Annotated in this window: 16 protein-coding genes; 13 read left to right on the top strand and 3 right to left on the bottom strand. The window is 36.6% G+C overall.

The window, feature by feature from the left end; genetic code table 11:
• Positions 1–225: 225 nt before the first annotated feature.
• The 3 genes from RK01_RS13620 to RK01_RS05155 form a co-directional block, all read right to left on the bottom strand.
• Positions 226–507 carry a hypothetical protein gene (locus RK01_RS13620; protein ID WP_143139805.1) on the bottom strand — a complete coding sequence of 94 codons (282 nt, stop codon included), beginning with the start codon at positions 505–507 and terminating at the stop codon, positions 226–228.
• A complete protein-coding gene (gene lysS / locus RK01_RS05160; protein WP_016172224.1) occupies positions 486–1,793 on the bottom strand; it encodes a lysine--tRNA ligase in 1,308 nt (435 codons plus the stop codon). Before lysS ends, RK01_RS13620 begins: the two co-directional genes overlap by 22 nt.
• Before the next feature lie 150 nt (positions 1,794–1,943).
• The gene (locus RK01_RS05155; RefSeq protein WP_016172223.1) at positions 1,944–2,414 is read right to left on the bottom strand and encodes an arginine repressor; all 471 of its coding nucleotides are present in this window, start codon (positions 2,412–2,414) and stop codon (positions 1,944–1,946) included.
• A gap of 451 nt (positions 2,415–2,865) precedes the next feature.
• Here RK01_RS05155 and rpsB point away from each other — a divergent pair, with 451 nt between their 5' ends.
• The 13 genes from rpsB (at position 2,866) to lacC (ending at position 17,816) form a co-directional block, all read left to right on the top strand.
• Positions 2,866–3,651 (top strand): 30S ribosomal protein S2, encoded by a 786-nt coding sequence (gene rpsB, locus RK01_RS05150; RefSeq protein ID WP_016172222.1) that lies wholly within the window; start codon positions 2,866–2,868, stop codon positions 3,649–3,651.
• Positions 3,652–3,778: 127 nt separating this feature from the next.
• Entirely contained in the window at positions 3,779–4,660 is an 882-nt protein-coding gene (tsf, locus tag RK01_RS05145) for a translation elongation factor Ts (RefSeq protein ID WP_016172221.1), read from the top strand.
• A 148-nt stretch (positions 4,661–4,808) separates the two neighbouring features.
• Positions 4,809–5,531 carry a UMP kinase gene (gene pyrH, locus RK01_RS05140; RefSeq protein WP_016172220.1) on the top strand — a complete coding sequence of 241 codons (723 nt, stop codon included), beginning with the start codon at positions 4,809–4,811 and terminating at the stop codon, positions 5,529–5,531.
• A 1-nt stretch (position 5,532) separates the two neighbouring features.
• A complete protein-coding gene (gene frr, locus RK01_RS05135; protein WP_016172219.1) occupies positions 5,533–6,090 on the top strand; it encodes a ribosome recycling factor in 558 nt (185 codons plus the stop codon).
• Between the two features lie 282 nt (positions 6,091–6,372).
• A complete protein-coding gene (locus RK01_RS05130) occupies positions 6,373–7,158 on the top strand; it encodes an isoprenyl transferase (RefSeq protein WP_016172218.1) in 786 nt (261 codons plus the stop codon).
• Between the two features lie 30 nt (positions 7,159–7,188).
• Positions 7,189–7,989 (top strand): phosphatidate cytidylyltransferase, encoded by an 801-nt coding sequence (locus RK01_RS05125; protein WP_016172217.1) that lies wholly within the window; start codon positions 7,189–7,191, stop codon positions 7,987–7,989.
• Positions 7,990–8,222: 233 nt separating this feature from the next.
• Positions 8,223–9,491 (top strand): RIP metalloprotease RseP, encoded by a 1,269-nt coding sequence (gene rseP / locus RK01_RS05120; RefSeq protein WP_016172216.1) that lies wholly within the window; start codon positions 8,223–8,225, stop codon positions 9,489–9,491.
• 240 nt (positions 9,492–9,731) lie between these two features.
• Positions 9,732–14,081 (top strand): PolC-type DNA polymerase III, encoded by a 4,350-nt coding sequence (locus RK01_RS05115; RefSeq protein ID WP_016172215.1) that lies wholly within the window; start codon positions 9,732–9,734, stop codon positions 14,079–14,081.
• A gap of 108 nt (positions 14,082–14,189) precedes the next feature.
• Positions 14,190–14,942: a DeoR/GlpR family DNA-binding transcription regulator gene (locus tag RK01_RS05110; RefSeq protein WP_016172214.1), complete on the top strand. Its 753-nt coding sequence runs from the start codon at positions 14,190–14,192 to the stop codon at positions 14,940–14,942.
• A gap of 172 nt (positions 14,943–15,114) precedes the next feature.
• Positions 15,115–15,873 (top strand): DeoR/GlpR family DNA-binding transcription regulator, encoded by a 759-nt coding sequence (locus tag RK01_RS05105; protein WP_016172213.1) that lies wholly within the window; start codon positions 15,115–15,117, stop codon positions 15,871–15,873.
• Positions 15,874–15,884: 11 nt separating this feature from the next.
• The gene (gene lacA, locus RK01_RS05100) at positions 15,885–16,310 is read left to right on the top strand and encodes a galactose-6-phosphate isomerase subunit LacA (RefSeq protein WP_016172212.1); all 426 of its coding nucleotides are present in this window, start codon (positions 15,885–15,887) and stop codon (positions 16,308–16,310) included.
• Between the two features lie 18 nt (positions 16,311–16,328).
• Complete coding sequence (lacB, locus tag RK01_RS05095) at positions 16,329–16,844, top strand: galactose-6-phosphate isomerase subunit LacB (RefSeq protein ID WP_016172211.1); 516 nt, start codon at positions 16,329–16,331, stop codon at positions 16,842–16,844.
• Between the two features lie 39 nt (positions 16,845–16,883).
• Positions 16,884–17,816: a tagatose-6-phosphate kinase gene (gene lacC / locus RK01_RS05090; RefSeq protein WP_016172210.1), complete on the top strand. Its 933-nt coding sequence runs from the start codon at positions 16,884–16,886 to the stop codon at positions 17,814–17,816.
• Position 17,817 lies beyond the last annotated feature (1 nt).

Genomic DNA, 17,817 nt, shown 5'->3' with positions numbered 1-17,817 from the left:
GAACTGTCATTAAAATGAATCGACTTATTTTTAGACCAACTTCTCTTTCTTTTTGGTAGGACCAATTGTATTGGTCTTTTTTGAACTGTTTAAAAGTGCGTGCCCAAAGTAAACCTTTTGTGATTTTTAATATAAATCCTAAAAAAAGTAAGAAGGCAGTAAATGAAAAACCAACAAATAAAAAAGCGGTGCAGTTATCGAGACCCGAAAGTGAATAAACCATCATTATCCCTCAAAGGACAGTAATTGGTCCAGTTTATTTATCCCAATTGCTTTGATTAGAAGTGGAATTCGGGGACCATGATCTTGGTTTAAAGTCAGTTGATAAAGTGCTGCAAAAAGTGCTTTTTGTGCCTCGCGCTTTTCTTTTTTATCGGTGGTACTACTTAAATCATAAATTTGCTGCATGAATTCTTCGTCGGTTAACTTCGCTGCATTTGGTAAAAGTTGGCGGAATTTTTTTATTTGTTGTTTTAGGTTGGGGCTTAGTGTTTGATAGAATGGCACGTTTTTGGTATCGCAAATTGTGATGAGTCGATTTTTGCGTCATTTTCAATCCAATATTGGGCTCGCGGTAAAATATAAGCGATGGCTTCTTTCGTATAACTTGCTTCTTTTTCTAAAATCTCTTGTGCCAAGGTAATATTATTGGCAGTAAGCGCTAAGATGCTTACAACATGACCGAATTCAGGATACTTTTCTGTAAGATTCGCTCCGCTCAGTTGCAGTAATTGGAGATTGGTTTCATCCAAATTTCCTGCTTTGGCTTTTGATACTAAGCGTTCGAATTCTGCGTAGTTGCGCAAAACATCGTCATCTAATCCCAAATCAAATTGAGCTTTTGGCTGATATTTACCGTATAAATAGAATACTAATTCTGGCGTGTAAATAGATAATAAATCGGGTAAAGTCAAAATATTACCAGTCGAGCTGGACATTTTTTTTGTTTGTCCTTTGATGTTAACAAAATCATAGGGTTGATACATTGGAGCATGCCAGTTGAAAATTTCCTTTGCAATTGTCTTAGCAACATCAAAACTGCCATTTTTCGAAGAGTGATCTTTGCCCCCAGGCTCAAAAGCTACTTTTTCATACTGCCAACGCATAGGCCAGTCAATTTTCCAATGAAGTTTGATTCTTTGTTTTTGTCCAATTGTTTGTTGGCCGACGTGCTGACAATGCTGGCATGTATAAAAAATAGTTCGCGTTGTTTCGTCATAGCAGGTAATCGTAGTTGTGTCGTGATAGCAGTTATCACAATATAAAGATATTGGATAATAATTTTCTCGTTCCTCTTCATCTGCTTTTTCTGAGCGGAAACGACTTAAAATATCATAGATTTCTTGGCGCTTTGTGAGAACTAAGGCGATTTCTTGATCATAATTCCCATTTTCGTAAGCTTTTGTTTCATAGATAAATTCAGGTTTAACCGCCATTTTCTCTAAGTCATTAATAAAGAGTTGCTCAAAGTAATTTCCATAAGAGCTTGCTGAAGTGTCTTTTGTTGGAGGGGCTACTTTTGTGTAGGGCATGCCAATATTTTCTTTTGAAACACCTGTAACATTTTGGGGGATTTTTCGTAGGCGGTCATAATCATCCCACGACAAAATATAACGAGGATTAGCGCCTAAAAGTGTTAATGCCTTAGTGACAAAATAGGTGGTAGCAATTTCGCGAAAATTTCCCACATGAATATAACCCGATGGACTTACACCAGACGCACAAGTAATTTTACTTTTCGGGTCTGTCTGTTGTTTGATTAGTGTCTCAGCAATTTCAAAAGCCCAATGCATAAAGAATTCCTCCTTTTTGATATCTTGTTTATCTTTTCTTAATTGTAGCATTGAATTAAGAAAAATTCCTTTTGGGGTCTCCTAAATGATGTGGAAAAGAAAAAACACTTTAAACAGTTAACTGTTTAAAGTGTTTTAAAAGGAAATGTATTAAGCAATAATATGAGAATTGAAATATTCTTCAATTTTAACTGCATCTTCTTCAGTGCGAGAGATGACAATAACCGTATCAAAGCCAGCAATTGTGGTCACTTTTTCTGGCACTTCAATGTCATCAATTAAGGCACATAAAACTTGAGCGTTATCTGGAATCGTCACGATAATGGTTAAAAACTGCACACGCTCCACTTTGATTACAACGTCTTCTATCATGTGGATCAAACGACGTTCTTCTTCACGTCCATCGCCATCAAAGCGATCACCTTGAAAAATTTCAAAACGGGCAACGCCGTTTTCGTCAGGGACTTTAATGATTTTTAAATCGCGAATATCACGAGAAATTGTTGCTTGAGTGGCGCTAACACCATGACTTTCCAAAATATTCAGTAATTCCTCTTGGGTTCGAACAGTTTGGTTGCTGATAATTTGTTTAATTAATAAATGACGGTCTGCTTTACGCATCGGTATGCTCCTTTATCAAAAAAATTTGCAATCTCATCATAACAAAATACTTCGTTTTAAGATAGTGCTATTAATGATTTTTTATACAGTAGAATATTTATCAGCTTAAATTTATGCGTATTATCACATTTTTTACGACAATGTTTGAATTATCTGTCTTTTTCGGCAGCAGATTTAGTCTAATTAATAACAAGTAAAATGAGAAAAATCTCCTATTTTAAGTGTAGAAAAAGCCGTTTTTTGATAAAAAAAAGAAATCTTAAAAAAAGATGCTTTCAGACTTGAAACTCAACTTCATTATCGGTATAATAGCAAAGGATGTGGGGAAAACCTACAGACAAAAAAATCCACATCAAAAACGGATCTGAGACAGGGTGCTTTACAATAGTAAAGTCTGCCAAAGAGCTTGACGTTTTTGAAAGGGAAAAACCAAATTGGAGGAAACAAAATCATGGCAGTAATCTCAATGAAACAATTGCTAGAAGCCGGCGTACACTTTGGTCACCAAACTCGTCGCTGGAACCCAAAAATGAAGAAATATATCTTCACAGAACGTAATGGTATCTACATTATCGACTTGCAAAAAACAGTTAAATTAGTAGATGCAGCATACGACTACATGAAAAACGTTGCAGAAGAAGGCGGCGTTGCATTGTTTGTCGGTACTAAGAAACAAGCACAAGAAGCAATCAAAGAAGAAGCAACTCGCGCTGGTCAATTCTACGTTAACCATCGTTGGTTAGGTGGTACTTTGACTAACTGGGAAACAATTCAAAAACGTGTTACTCGTTTGAAACAAATCAACAAAATGGAAGAAGATGGTACTTTTGAAGTACTACCTAAAAAAGAAGTTGTGGGCTTAAACAAAGAACGCGAACGTCTTGAAAAATTCTTAGGTGGTATCGCTGATATGCCTCGTATTCCAGATGTAATGTACATCGTTGACCCTCGTAAAGAACGTATTGCTGTTCAAGAAGCTCGTAAATTGAATATCCCAATCGTAGCGATGGTTGATACAAACTGTGATCCAGATGAAATCGATGTTGTAATCCCATCAAATGATGATGCGATTCGCGCCGTTAAACTAATCACAGCTAAAATGGCTGACGCTTTAATCGAAGGCAACCAAGGTGAAGACCAAGTTGTTGAAGAAACTTTCGTATCAGAAGATGCTGAAGGCACAACTTCAATCGAAGAAATCGTTGACGTTGTTGAAGGCGACAACCAAGCTGAATAATTCAGTTAAATAATTTTTGACACGGAGCTGTTTCAAAGGCTAGGCGGCAAGCCTCACTCTCCTTTGAAACAGCTTTTTTTAAAGAAATGCAGTTTACCTGCAACAAACTTCGAGGAGGAACCAAAAAATGGCAGACGTTACAGCTAAAATGGTTAAAGAATTACGCGACATGACAGGTGTCGGTATGATGGATGCAAAACGAGCATTAGTAGAAGTTGAAGGCGATATTGAAAAAGCCGTAGACTTATTAAGAGAAAAAGGTATGGCAAAAGCAGCTAAGAAAAATGACCGTATCGCCGCAGAAGGTTTAGCTTCTGTTGCAGTAAATGGTAACGTTGCAGCTGTTGTTGAAGTTAACTCAGAAACTGACTTTGTTTCTAAAAATGAAATGTTCCAAGATTTAGTTAAAGAAATCGCTGAATTAGTTGCTGCTAACAAACCAGTTGATATGGAAGCTGCAATGAAATTAGAAACTGCTAAAGGTACTGTTGAAGCAGCATTAATTGAAGCAACACAAGTTATCGGTGAAAAAATTAGTTTCCGTCGTTTTGAAGTTGTAGAAAAAGATGACAATGCAGCTTTTGGTGGCTACTTACACATGGGTGGACGGATTGCAGTATTAACTGTTTTAGATGGCACAACAGATGAAACAGTCGCAAAAGACGTTGCAATGCACGTAGCTGCTATCAACCCACGCTATGTTGACGAATCACAAATTCCAGCTGAAGAATTAGAACATGAAAAAACTGTTTTAACCGAACAAGCTTTAAACGAAGGCAAACCAGCTAATATCGTTGAAAAAATGGTAGAAGGCCGCTTGAAGAAGTTCAAAGCTGAAATTTCTTTAGTTGACCAACCATTTGTTAAAGACCCGGATATGACTGTTTCTCAATACGTTGCTTCAAAAGGCGCTACAGTGAAATCATTTGTACGTTTTGAAGTTGGCGAAGGTATCGAAAAACGTGAAGATAACTTTGTTGAAGAAGTTATGAGCCAAGTTAAAAAATAATTCTATTCAATTGAATAGTAGGGAACGCATTTTATGCGCTCCCTTTTTTTAAAGCCAGTTATAAAAAATAACGGGTATGACTGACAATGGCATAAAGCTTTTCGTGATTTATGCTACAATAGTCAGTAGAAGATACGGAGGAAGCAAAATGGTTAAACCAAAATATCAACGAGTAGTCCTAAAATTAAGTGGGGAAGCATTAGCAGGTGATGAGGGCTTCGGCATTAAACCGCCTACTATTAAAGAAATTGTCAAAGAAATTAAAGACGTTCATGCACTTGGCGTTGAAATGGCAATTGTTGTCGGTGGTGGCAATATCTGGCGTGGTCAAATTGGGGCTCAAATGGGAATGGAACGTGCGCAAGCTGATTACATGGGGATGTTGGCAACGGTCATGAACGCATTGGCATTGCAAGATACCTTGGAAAATGAAGGCGTACCGACAAGAGTCCAAACATCCATTGAAATGCGTCAAATTGCAGAACCTTATATTCGTCGTCGGGCAGAACGTCATTTAGAAAAAGGTCGGATTGTCATTTTTGCTGGCGGTACAGGGAACCCATATTTTTCAACAGATACTACTGCAGCATTACGTGCGGCAGAAGTTAATGCTGATGTCATTTTAATGGCAAAAAACAACGTTGATGGTGTTTACTCTGCTGATCCGAAATTAGATGATACAGCCGTGAAATTTGAAGAATTGACTCATTTAGACGTTATTGCAAAAGGTCTTCAAGTAATGGATTCGACTGCAAGCTCGCTAAGTATGGACAATGATATTCCTTTAGTTGTCTTCAATTTAAATGAACCAGGAAATATTCGTCGTGTCATTTTAGGCGAACATATTGGAACTACAGTGAGGGGGAAATAAAATGGCAGATGCAACAATGACAGAAGCAAAAGAAAAAATGCAAAAAGTCGCTGAAAATTTACAACGCACATTAGGACAAATTCGGGCGGGGCGTGCCAACGCTGGCTTATTGGATCGGGTTTTAGTACCTTATTACGGTGTGCCTACTCCACTTAATCAAATGGCTTCTATTCAAACACCAGAAGCGCGTGTACTTTTAATTACACCTTTTGATAAATCAATGATTAAAGAAGTAGAAAAAGCTTTACTAACAAGTGATATTGGCATTACGCCACAAAGCGATGGCACAGTAATTCGTTTGGTATTTCCACAGTTAACCGAAGAACGCCGAAAAGAATTAGCTAAAGAAGTGAAAAAAGAAGCTGAAAATGCTAAAATTGCAGTCCGCAACGTGCGTCGTGACGCAATGGATGCCTACAAAAAACAAGAAAAAAATAGTGATATCACAGAAGATGACTTGCGCAATTTAGAAAAAGATGTGCAACAATTAACAGATGATAGCATTAAGCAATTGGATCAAATTGCGGCTGATAAAGAAAAAGAACTTTTAGAAGTCTAATAAAAATTTTTTAGAGTTGTGCACTCAAGCGCAACTCTTTTTTTGTGGAACAATTATGCTTCAAAAACTCCTTGTGACTATAAAATAGGACAATAAAGGGGAAAAAAATTATTTCTGTGAAACATTCCTTCTCCTAAAAAAGCGCTTTTAAGACATAGTATGTGGATAACAGCCTTTAATAATTTTGCAAAGCCTACTTGCTTTTCATAGGCAAGCATTCTGATTATTGCTATAATAGGTAAGATGATTTATGTGAAGTAAAAAAAGTTAGGAGGCTTTTTTATGTGGCGTTTTTTTCCACAGAAAAATAAATATGTCCAAGAAGAGGCGGAGTTTACTTTCGATCGTAACAAAGCGGTTCCTAAGCATATTGCGATTATTATGGATGGTAACGGGCGTTGGGCTCAAAACCGTCGTTTACCACGAGTAGCTGGACACAAAGAGGGAATGGAAACGGTAAAAACGATTACCAAACACGCTTCGCGATTAGGGGTAAAGGTTTTAACTTTATATGCTTTTTCAACTGAAAACTGGAAACGGCCGGAAGAAGAAGTGAGTTTTTTGATGCAGTTACCAGTGGACTTTTTTGATAAATTTGTTCCAGAATTAATCAAAGAAAATGTCAAAGTGCATGTGATGGGCTATACCGAATTTTTGCCTGCTCATACCCAAGATGCTGTAAAACGAGCAATTGAGCAAACAAAAGATAATACGGGGATGGTTTTGAATTTTGCTTTGAATTATGGCAGTCGAGCAGAAATTGTCACAGCATTTAAAGATATTTATGCAGAATTCAAAGAAAATGACGCAAGTAAAGAAGATATTACAGAAGAAGTTATTAGTAATCATTTAATGACGGGTTTTTTACCAGCTGAATTACAAAATCCTGAATTGTTGATTCGTACTAGTGGAGAAGAACGAATCAGTAACTTTTTATTATGGCAAATTGCCTATAGTGAATTTTTCTTTACCGACGCATTATGGCCAGATTTTAACGGCGAATTATTGGAAATGGCAATTGCTACTTTTCAAAATCGTGATCGTCGTTTTGGTGGTTTAAAAAAATAGCTGAAATTGTAAAACAAAGGAGGAATAGTTGTGAGACAAAGAGTTATCACAGCAGTTGTCGCACTGGCATTATTTATTCCCATTATTTATGTCGGTGGTGTAGCAATTGAAGTGACTGCAGCGGTTTTAGCTGTAGTGGCTGTTTATGAATTATTTAGAATGAAAGAACTAAACATTATTAGTTTTGAAGGTATCATTAGTGCAATCGGAGCTGTTTTACTTGTATTGCCTAAAGAGCGCTGGTTTTTCTTTTTACCAGCCAATGTCGATAATTTTTCGTTATTCTATTTAACGGTATTGTTATTATTAGGTGCTGCCGTTGTTTCCAAAAATATGTATACCATCGATGAAGCCGGTTTTCCGGTTTTGGTCAGTTTATATGTAGGGATGGGTTTTCGTGAATTCGTGAGCGCTCGCAGCGAGAGTTTAATCATTTTATTCTTTGGTCTACTAATTGTTTGGGCTACAGATATTGGGGCGTATATGATTGGTCGTCAATATGGCAAAAATAAATTATGGCCTGAAATTTCACCGAATAAAACAGTTGAAGGCGCACTTGGAGGAATTATATCTGCTGTAGTTGTCGCAGCGATTTATGTTGTAATTTTCCAAAGTAAACAAGATTTTGGTCATTCATTACCACTCGTTCTCGTTTTCACGATTATTTTTTCTATTGTTGGCCAGTTTGGTGATTTGGTGGAATCGGCGATTAAACGTCATTTTGACGTAAAAGATTCAGGAAATATTTTACCAGGCCACGGGGGTATTTTGGATCGTTTTGATAGTATGCTGTTTGTTTTTCCTATTATGCATTTATTTGGAATTTTTTAAACAAATAGAGGCAGTCTTTAAAAGTTTGACCTTTGTCTTACTTTTGGAGGCTGTTTTTTTGTTAAAAAATTTGGATGAATGGTTGATTCTAAAAAACTGCAAGGATAAAATGACAAAAAGACATGGGAAAGTTTTGTCCAAGCTATTTCTATGCTAAAATGTAAAAGCACAGCTTTTGTGTGGGGAAAATAGTTTTTGTATGACAAAAGCTATTAATGAAAGGAAGACAAAATATGAAGACACTTATTACATTTATTCTCGTATTTAGTGTAATTGTAATTATACACGAATTTGGTCACTACTTTTTTGCCAAAAGAGCTGGTATTTTAGTACGGGAATTTGCGATTGGAATGGGACCAAAAATTTGGGGACATCAAGGGAAAGATGGCACCACATTTACTTTACGCGCACTACCAATTGGTGGTTATGTCCGAATGGCCGGTAATGGTGAAGACGAAGTAGAGTTAACCCCTGGGATGCCAATTGGCCTTGTTTTAAATGATGAAGGTAAAGTAAAACAGATTAATACTAGTAGTAAAATTCAATTGGCAACCGCCTTTCCTTTTGAATTGGCTGAATTTGATTTAGAAGATAAACTCTTTGTCTCTGGTTATCAAAATGGCGATGAAAGTCAGCTTGTGTCATATGCTGTTTTACATGATACAACGATTATTGAATCTGATGGCGTTGAGGTACGAATTGCACCACGGGATGTACAATTTCAATCAGCCAAGCTATGGCAACGAATGTTGACTAATTTTGCAGGTCCCATGAATAATTTTTTATTAGCAATTGTTTTGTTTATCATTATTACCTTCTTGCAAGGTGGTGTGCCAATAACCGATACTAATAAAATCGGTACTATTAGTGACAATTCGCCAGCACAAATAGCAAACTTAAAAGCAGGCGATGCTATTGAAAGTGTTGACGGACAAAAGATTTCTTCTTGGGAGGATCTAACAGCGGCGATTACGAGCAGCAAAAATGAAGTTTTACATTTTACCATTAAAAGAAATAATAAAACAATTACTGCAGAAGTTACTCCTAAAAAAGAAAAAATTGATGGTCAAGAAGTTGTTCGGATTGGTGTTCAAGCCCCGATGGATACTAGCGTAATAGGGAAGTTAACTGGAGGAATTAAACAAGCAGCAAATAGCTCAGTACAATTGTTGCGAGCTCTAGGAAATCTAATTGCTAAACCCGATATCAATAAATTAGGCGGCCCTGTTGCGATGTTTCAAATGTCATCCGAAGCGGCTAAACAAGGTCCTTTGACGGTAATGGTATTAATGGCGGTGATTTCCATGAACTTAGGAGTAATGAATTTATTGCCAATTCCAGCGTTAGATGGTGGGAAAATTGTGCTCAATATCATCGAAGGTGTTCGTGGCAAACCCCTTAGTCAGGAAAAAGAAGGAATTTTAACTTTAATTGGCTTTGGCTTTTTACTCCTACTGATGGTTTTAGTAACGTGGAATGATATTCAACGTTGGTTCTTTTAAAACTTGTCGGAAAAGAAAAACACTTGAATTTTCGTGAACAATAGACAAATGGATAAAATATTTCACAATAAAAATGTCAAACAAATTTCAATGTTTGGCATTTTTTTATGAGTGCAATAATTGCAAATATGGCTTATACTATTTCAGGTACCTTTTAAATGAAGAGACTTAATTTTATTTGCAAAAGATTATAGTTTTAATAATAAGTAATAGTGGTTTTATAAGAAAGGGGAAGATTTTTTGGCAAATGAAAAAGAACGGTTTGCGATTTTATTAGAGCAAATCGATTTGGCGCCAGAAGAAAGACAGCATCCCTTGTTAAAAGACGGCGAAATTACCGAGGTAGTTGTCCATCGGAAATCGCGCGTTTGGGAATTCACCTTGTCTTTAGCCGAAATTTTACCTGCTGCTTTATATCAAAAAATTTGGCAAAAGCTACAATTAGCTTTCAGCGAAATAGCCAATGTGAAGTTGCACATAAATGTAGTTCAAGCTGATTTTGACGAAGCAATTTTACAAGACTATTGGTTTTTGGCAATGCAACAGAATTGTAGTACTAAAGCAGTGGAGCAAGCTGTAAAAGGACAAGTCCCATTTAAAGAAAATAATAAAATTATTCTTCCAGTCGTAAATGAAGCTGTTATTTCGTATTTAACAAGTGAGTATTTACCGAAGATGGAAATGAGCTATCAAGATTTTGGTTTTACCAAATTTCGGATTGAACCCCGTTTTGACGAAGCAAAAGGTGCCCAAGCCATGCAAGAAATGGCACAAAGACAAGAAGAACAACACGCACAATTAATGCGACAGGCCCAAGAAAATATGGCGCTTCATGAACAAAAGAAAAAACAAGAAAAAAATCCAGTGCTCGGTCCGCTTGTCTTAGGGCGTAATATCCCTAGTGATGAACCAATTATGCCAATGGTAAATATTGTCGAAGAAGAACGACGTGTTACTTTTGAAGGATTTGTTTTTGACGCTGAGGTACGAGAACTTCGAACTAAACGTAAATTATTGACGTTAAAAGTAACCGACTATACTTCATCTTTTATCGTTAAAAAGTTTTCCAATGGGGAAAAAGATGAACAAATTTTTGATGCCTTAACAAAGGGAAAATGGTTGAAGATTCGCGGAAGTATTCAAGAAGATACTTTCCAACGCGATTTAGTCATGATTGCCCAAGATATTGCAGAGGTAAAACATGAGCCTCGCAAAGATTATGCACCTGAAAATGAAAAAAGAGTGGAACTTCATCTGCATTCCAACATGAGTACTATGGATGCAACAAATAGTATTTCAGACCTAGTTGCCCAGGCTGGAAAGTGGGGGCATCGTGGGATTGCGGTCACAGATCACGGGGGCGCGCAAGGGTTTCCTGATGCTTATCATGCTGGAGAAAAAGCTGGGGTCAAAGTTTTATACGGTGTCGAAGCTTTCGTTGTTGATGATGGTGTTCCGGTTGCTTATAATCCAGCACATGTATCGTTAACAGATGCAACTTATGTCGTTTTTGACGTGGAAACTACAGGCTTGTCTGCTGTCTATGATACGATTATTGAATTAGCAGCTGTTAAAATGCATAAGGGAAATGTTATTGCCACATTTGATGAATTTATTGATCCAGGTCATCCTTTATCAAAAACGACAGTAGATTTGACCGGGATTACCGATGAAATGGTTCGAGGTTCAAAGCCAGAAAAAGAAGTGATGGCGTTATTCACTGAATTTGCTAAAGACAGCGTATTAGTTGCTCATAATGCTTCTTTTGATATGGGATTTATTAATACTACGTATAAACGTTTGGAAATGCCGGAAGCCAAAAATCCTGTAATCGATACGTTGGAATTGGCGCGCTATTTGTATCCAGAATTTAAACGTTTCGGCCTGGGTGTTTTAACGAAAAAATTTGGTGTTGGTTTGGAACAACACCACCGGGCCATTTATGACTCTGAAGCTACCGGCCATCTAGCTTGGATTTTTGTCAAAGAAGCAATAGAAAATCACGATATGCACTATCATGAAGATTTAAATCGACATGTCGGAGGAGAGAACTCTTTTAAAGCGGCAAGACCGTTTCATGCTACTATTTTAGCCCAGACCCAGGTTGGCCTAAAAAATTTATTTAAATTAATTTCAATGGGCAATGTTAAATATTTTCACGGTGGTGTTCCCAGAATTCCCCGCTCAGAAATTTTAAAATTAAGAGATGGACTTTTGTTAGGTACAGCTTGTGATAAGGGTGAAGTTTTTGTTGCCATGATGCAAAAAGGTGTTGACGAAGCTAAAGAAAGAGCAAAGTTTTATGATTATATTGAAGTCATGCCTAAAGCAGTATATGCACCATTGATTGAACAAGAATTGGTCAAAAATGAAGCTGATTTGGAGGATATTATCCGCAATTTGGTAGAAATTGGACATGAGCTTAATAAACCTGTAGTGGCTACTGGGAACGTGCATTACTTAAATGAAGAAGATGCTATTTATCGTAAAATTTTAATTAATTCACAAGGTGGCGCAAATCCACTAAATCGTCATAGTTTACCGGCTGTTCATTTTCGTACCACAGATGAAATGTTAACTGCCTTTCAATTTTTAGGTGCAGAAACGGCCAAAGAAATCGTCGTGGAAAATCCCAATAAACTTTTAGATTCTTGTGAAAAAGTTATCCCGGTTAAAGATAAATTATATACACCTAAAATTCCGGGTTCAGAAGAAGAAATCACCAATTTAAGTTATAACCGGGCCAAAGAATTATACGGCGATCCGCTACCAGATATTGTTGAAAAACGATTGGAAAAAGAATTAAAATCAATTATAGGAAATGGCTTTTCCGTTATTTATTTGATTTCTCAAAAATTAGTGCATAAAAGTAATGAAGATGGCTATTTAGTTGGTTCCAGAGGATCAGTGGGCTCTAGTTTTGTGGCTACAATGACAGGGATTACAGAGGTAAATCCTTTAGCGCCCCATTATTACTGTCCAAATTGCCAGTACTCAGAATTTTATGAAGATGGTTCTTATGGTTCAGGTTTTGATATGCCGGAAAAAGCTTGTCCGAAATGTGGTACCCGTCTGAATAAAGATGGTCACGATATTCCTTTTGAAACTTTCTTAGGCTTTAAAGGCGATAAGGTTCCCGATATTGATTTGAATTTCTCGGGAGAATATCAACCCGAAGCTCACAACTATACCAAAGTATTGTTTGGAGAAGATTATGTTTATCGTGCTGGAACAATTGGTACAGTTGCCGATAAAACCGCTTATGGTTTTGTGAAAGGCTATGAAAGAGATCATAATATGCAATTACGTGCAGCGGAAATCGATCGGTTAGCACAAGGGGCTACCGGGGTAAAACGAACGACAGGTCAGCACCCAGGGGGGATTATTGTTATTCCAGATTATATGGATGTTTATGACTTTACCCCGATTCAATATCCAGCTGATGATTTAAGTGCAGAATGGAAAACCACACACTTTGACTTTCATTCTATTCACGATAATATTTTAAAACTGGATATCTTAGGTCATGATGATCCCACTGTAATTCGGATGTTACAAGACTTATCGGGCATTGATCCAAAAACAATTCCGACAGATGATCCTAACGTCATGCGAATATTTGATGGCCCAGAAGTTTTAGATGTGACAGAAGATCAAATTTATTCACGTACCGGTACATTAGGTATTCCCGAATTTGGAACACGATTTGTACGCGGCATGTTAGAAGAAACGCATCCTGCGACTTTTGCAGAATTATTACAAATTTCTGGTCTTTCTCATGGAACCGACGTTTGGTTAGGTAATGCAGAAGAATTAATTCGGCAAGGCAAAGCAACTTTGGCAGAAGTAATTGGTTGTCGTGATGATATCATGGTATATCTAATGCACGCAGGTCTGGAAAGTGGTATGGCTTTTAAAATTATGGAAACCGTTCGGAAAGGACAATGGAATAAAATTCCAGATGAGTTAAGAGAAACCTATTTAGCTGCGATGCGGGAAAATGATGTGCCGGATTGGTACATTGACTCTTGTTCAAAGATTAAGTATATGTTTCCTAAGGCCCATGCGGCCGCCTATGTCTTAATGGCGTTACGGGTGGCTTATTTTAAAGTTTATTATCCAATTTTATATTATTGTGCTTATTTTTCAGTTCGTGCGGATGACTTTGATTTAGTTTCTATGACAAGAGGAAAAGATGCGGTCAAAGATCGGATGAAAGAAATCACGGACAAAGGGATGGAAGCTTCCACCAAAGAAAAGAATCTGTTAACTGTTTTAGAGTTAACCAATGAAATGTTAGAACGTGGAATGGAATTTGGCATGATTGATTTGTATAAATCAGATGCGGTGAATTTTGTAATTGAAGACAATAAACTAATTGCACCATTTCGTGCGGTTCCAAGTTTGGGTATAAACGTTGCGAAACAAATCGTTGAAGCTAGAAAAGACGGGCCGTTTCTTTCAAAAGAAGACTTGGCTAATCGTGGGAAAGTTTCGAAAACATTGATTGAATATATGTCAGAAAATGGTGTCTTAAAAGATTTACCAGATGAAAATCAACTATCTTTATTTGATTCTATGTTTGATTAGAAAAAAGGAGTCATACACGTGTATGGCTCCTTTTGAATAGTAAAAGTAAAACGCTAGTATTTTAAATAGCGTAATAGTTAAAAATATATACTGCAAGGAGGATTTTGAATGTTAAAAGAGGAGCGTTTTAACGCAATTGTCTCTTTGGTGGATGAAAAAGGAACGATTCGTGTCGCAGATATTGTGGAACGCTTAAATGTTTCTGATATGACGGTGCGGCGTGATTTGACTGAATTAGAAGATCAAGGCCGCTTAAAGCGTGTACATGGCGGTGCCAAAACGATTCATACTTATCGACAAGAAGAATTATCTCATTCAGATAAACAAATTATGAATATGCCAGAAAAGCGATTTATCGCACAAAAAGCTTTGGAACTTATTAATGAAGAGGAAACAATTTTTTTAGGACCGGGAACGACAATTGAAGTTTTAGCGCAACTAATACAACACGATTCATTGCGTGTTGTTACAAATTGTTTACCAGTTTTTGAAATATTAAGTCATAAACGAGGAAATTTGAAAGTGTATCTAATTGGCGGGGAAATGCGTATGCGAACGCGTTCTTTTTTTGGTGATATCGCTAATATGTCATTAACCAATATGCATTTTCATAAAAGTTTTTTTAGTTGCAATGCATTGAAAGAAGATAAAATTATGACCGCGACGATTGAAGAAGGGCAAACGCAGTCCATTGCTTTACAAAATTCTGTTGCGCGCTATTTACTCATGGATACTTCAAAAATTGATAAAGAAGATTTCTATACTTTTTATCACTTAAAAGATGTGACTGCTGTTGTGACCAATCCAGATGAATATAATAGTTCTCAGATCTTTGAAGATAAAGTTGAAATTATTAAATGAAATATTGCGCAAGGAAAGCAAACACTTTTGTTCATGAAAGTGTTTGTTTTTTTGTTTTATTATTCTGTTAATTACTTTTAAAACAAAAAAACGCAAAAAAATAAACATATATCTTAGAAAAATGTTGAATTTTGTTTATAAGTGTTTTATTATAACAAAGGAAGGTGATGAGATGCTGAAAACAAAACGTCAACAGGCCATTATGACTTTATGTGAATTGCATGGAGTGGTCACGGTAAAATTTATTCAAGAACAGCTCCATGTTTCGGACATGACAATTCGACGTGACCTCGACGAATTGGCTTCTCAAAATCGCTTGATTCGTGTACATGGTGGAGCTAAAAGTCTAAGCTTTGAAAGTGAAAAACCGATTGAATTATCTCATGGTGAAAAAAAACAATTGCATAGTCGTGAAAAAGAATTTATTGCTAAAAATGCCGCCGCGGCCATCCAAGAAGGGGATACCATTTTTCTTGGTACAGGGACAACAATTGAATTGATGACGAAATATTTACCCCCAAAAAGGTTACGAATTATTACCAATAGCTTACCTGTTTTCAATTTACTTACGACCAACGAGCAACACGATTTATATCTTATTGGTGGTGCATATCGAAAAATTACTGGTGCTTTTGTGGGGTCAATTGCCATTGAAACAATTCAAAAATTAAGTATTCAAAAAGCTTTTGTCGGTGTAAACGGTATTATGGAAGAATTTGTTTCCACTTTTAGTATTGAAGAAGGAAAGTTTCAACAGCTAGTATTAGATAAAGCGCAACAAAAGTTTTTGGTCGCAGATGCAAATAAGTTTAATCAGAATGCTTTTTATAATTTTTATAACTTAAATAAAATTGATGGACTGTACACTGATGATACCATCAATGAAGCGGTAAAAAATTACTATAAACAATATACAAATATCATGCAATAGGAGGAACTGTGATGCGGGTTGTAATTGGTTCAGATGAACAAGGTAAAAAATTGAAAGATGTTGTCAAAGACTATTTAACTAGCGAAGGTTATGAAGTTATTGATAAATCCATTGACGGATCAGATTTTGTTGATTCAACTTTAGCCATCGCCAATGATGTGAAAGAAAATGAAGGATCAATGGGAATTGCTTTTGACGGTTATGGAGCAGGGAGTTTTATGGTGGCGACAAAGGTAAAAGGAATGGTAGCCGCCGAGGTTTCAGATGAACGTTCTGCTTATATGACAAGAGAACACAATAATGCGCGGATGATTACCATTGGTGCTGAAATTGTGGGAGAAGAATTGGCTAAAAATATTGTCAAAGAATTCTTAGCTGCCCATTATGATGGTGGACGTCATCAGATTCGTGTAGATATGTTAAATAAAATGGCGTAATAAAATGGAGGAATACTCATGAAAATTGCTATTGGTTGTGACCACATTGTTACAGACACAAAAATTGCTGTTGCGGATTTTTTGAAAAGTAAAGGGTATGAAGTAATCGATTGTGGAACTTACGATTTTACTCGCACGCATTATCCAATATATGGAAAACGTGTTGGAGAAGCTGTGACTAGTGGGACTGCTGATCTCGGTGTGACGATTTGTGGTACTGGTGTTGGGATTACAAATGCGGTTAATAAAGTTCCAGGAGTGCGAGCAGCTTTGGTACGAGATATGACAACGGCTATTTATGCCAAACAACAGCTAAATGCCAACGTGATTGGTTTTGGTGGAAAAATTACAGGTGAATTTTTGATTAATGATATTATTGAAGCTTTCATTAAAGCTGAGTATAAAAAAACACCGGAAAATGAAGCATTAATAAAAAAAATTAATGGAGTGGAAGGTGCTAAACCAGCCCAAACAGATCCTCATTATTTTGATGAATTCTTAGAAAAATGGGATCGGGGCGAATACCACGATTAATAAAATTATAAAAATAATTGATTAAATGGAGGCATGATTATGATTGTAACCATTACGATGAATCCTTCGATTGATATTTCTTATCCCCTTGAAACGTTTAAGCTTGATACAGTCAATCGTGTAATTGATGTAAAAAAAACTGCTGGTGGTAAAGGGTTAAATGTCACGCGGGTCTTAAAACAGTTAGAAGATGAAGTAACAGCTAGTGGTCTTTTAGGTGGCTTTTTAGGAGAAAGTATCAAAAAGGATTTGGATGAAGCGGGAATTACACATTCTTTTAGTCCAATTAATGGCGAAACTAGAAACTGTATTGCAATCTTACATGAAGGCAAACAAACCGAAATTTTGGAAAGTGGGCCGGTAATTTCAGATGCAGAAGCTGAGGTTTTCTTAAATCATTTTACCGATTTAGTTAAAGATGCCAGTATCCTCTCCTTTTCTGGAAGTCTACCAACAGGTTTACCGAAAGATTTCTATGCCCAAATGATTACAATTTGTCACATGTATCATAAACCGGTCATTTTAGATTGTTCAGGTGAATCTTTGAAATTGGCTTTACAAGGGGAGGCTAAACCACTTCTTATTAAACCCAATACCGAAGAACTAGCAGACTTATTAGGCCGCGATGTCAGTGACAATATTGAAGTACTAAAAGAAGCATTACAAGATAGCCTGTTTGACGGCGTGGAATGGATCGTTGTTTCAATGGGCGCAAAGGGTGCTTTTGCTAAACATAATGATAAATTTTACCGTGTAGAAATTCCCAAAATTGAAGTTGTCAATCCGGTTGGTTCTGGTGATTCAACTGTAGCAGGTCTAACTTCTGCAATTAATAATGGTGATTCAGATAACGATGTCTTGAAAAAAGCCAATGTTTTGGGTATGCTTAATGCGCAAGAAGCTGTAACCGGACACATTAATTTAGATAATTATCAAAAGTTATTTAATCAATTAAACGTGTCTTTAGTTTAGA

The sequence above is a fragment of the Enterococcus dispar ATCC 51266 genome, from assembly GCF_000406945.1.
Lineage (GTDB): Bacteria > Bacillota > Bacilli > Lactobacillales > Enterococcaceae > Enterococcus_C > Enterococcus_C dispar.
This window is presented reverse-complemented; position numbering and strand designations above follow the sequence as displayed.

Coding starts and splice junctions, on each gene's coding strand:
- lysS (WP_016172224.1), bottom strand. CDS start 1,793: ATGCATTGGGCTTTTGAAATTGCTGAGACACTAATCAAACAACAGACA.
- RK01_RS05155 (WP_016172223.1), bottom strand. CDS start 2,414: ATGCGTAAAGCAGACCGTCATTTATTAATTAAACAAATTATCAGCAAC.
- rpsB (WP_016172222.1), top strand. CDS start 2,866: ATGGCAGTAATCTCAATGAAACAATTGCTAGAAGCCGGCGTACACTTT.
- tsf (WP_016172221.1), top strand. CDS start 3,779: ATGGCAGACGTTACAGCTAAAATGGTTAAAGAATTACGCGACATGACA.
- pyrH (WP_016172220.1), top strand. CDS start 4,809: ATGGTTAAACCAAAATATCAACGAGTAGTCCTAAAATTAAGTGGGGAA.
- frr (WP_016172219.1), top strand. CDS start 5,533: ATGGCAGATGCAACAATGACAGAAGCAAAAGAAAAAATGCAAAAAGTC.
- RK01_RS05130 (WP_016172218.1), top strand. CDS start 6,373: ATGTGGCGTTTTTTTCCACAGAAAAATAAATATGTCCAAGAAGAGGCG.
- rseP (WP_016172216.1), top strand. CDS start 8,223: ATGAAGACACTTATTACATTTATTCTCGTATTTAGTGTAATTGTAATT.
- RK01_RS05110 (WP_016172214.1), top strand. CDS start 14,190: ATGTTAAAAGAGGAGCGTTTTAACGCAATTGTCTCTTTGGTGGATGAA.
- RK01_RS05105 (WP_016172213.1), top strand. CDS start 15,115: ATGCTGAAAACAAAACGTCAACAGGCCATTATGACTTTATGTGAATTG.
- lacA (WP_016172212.1), top strand. CDS start 15,885: ATGCGGGTTGTAATTGGTTCAGATGAACAAGGTAAAAAATTGAAAGAT.
- lacB (WP_016172211.1), top strand. CDS start 16,329: ATGAAAATTGCTATTGGTTGTGACCACATTGTTACAGACACAAAAATT.
- lacC (WP_016172210.1), top strand. CDS start 16,884: ATGATTGTAACCATTACGATGAATCCTTCGATTGATATTTCTTATCCC.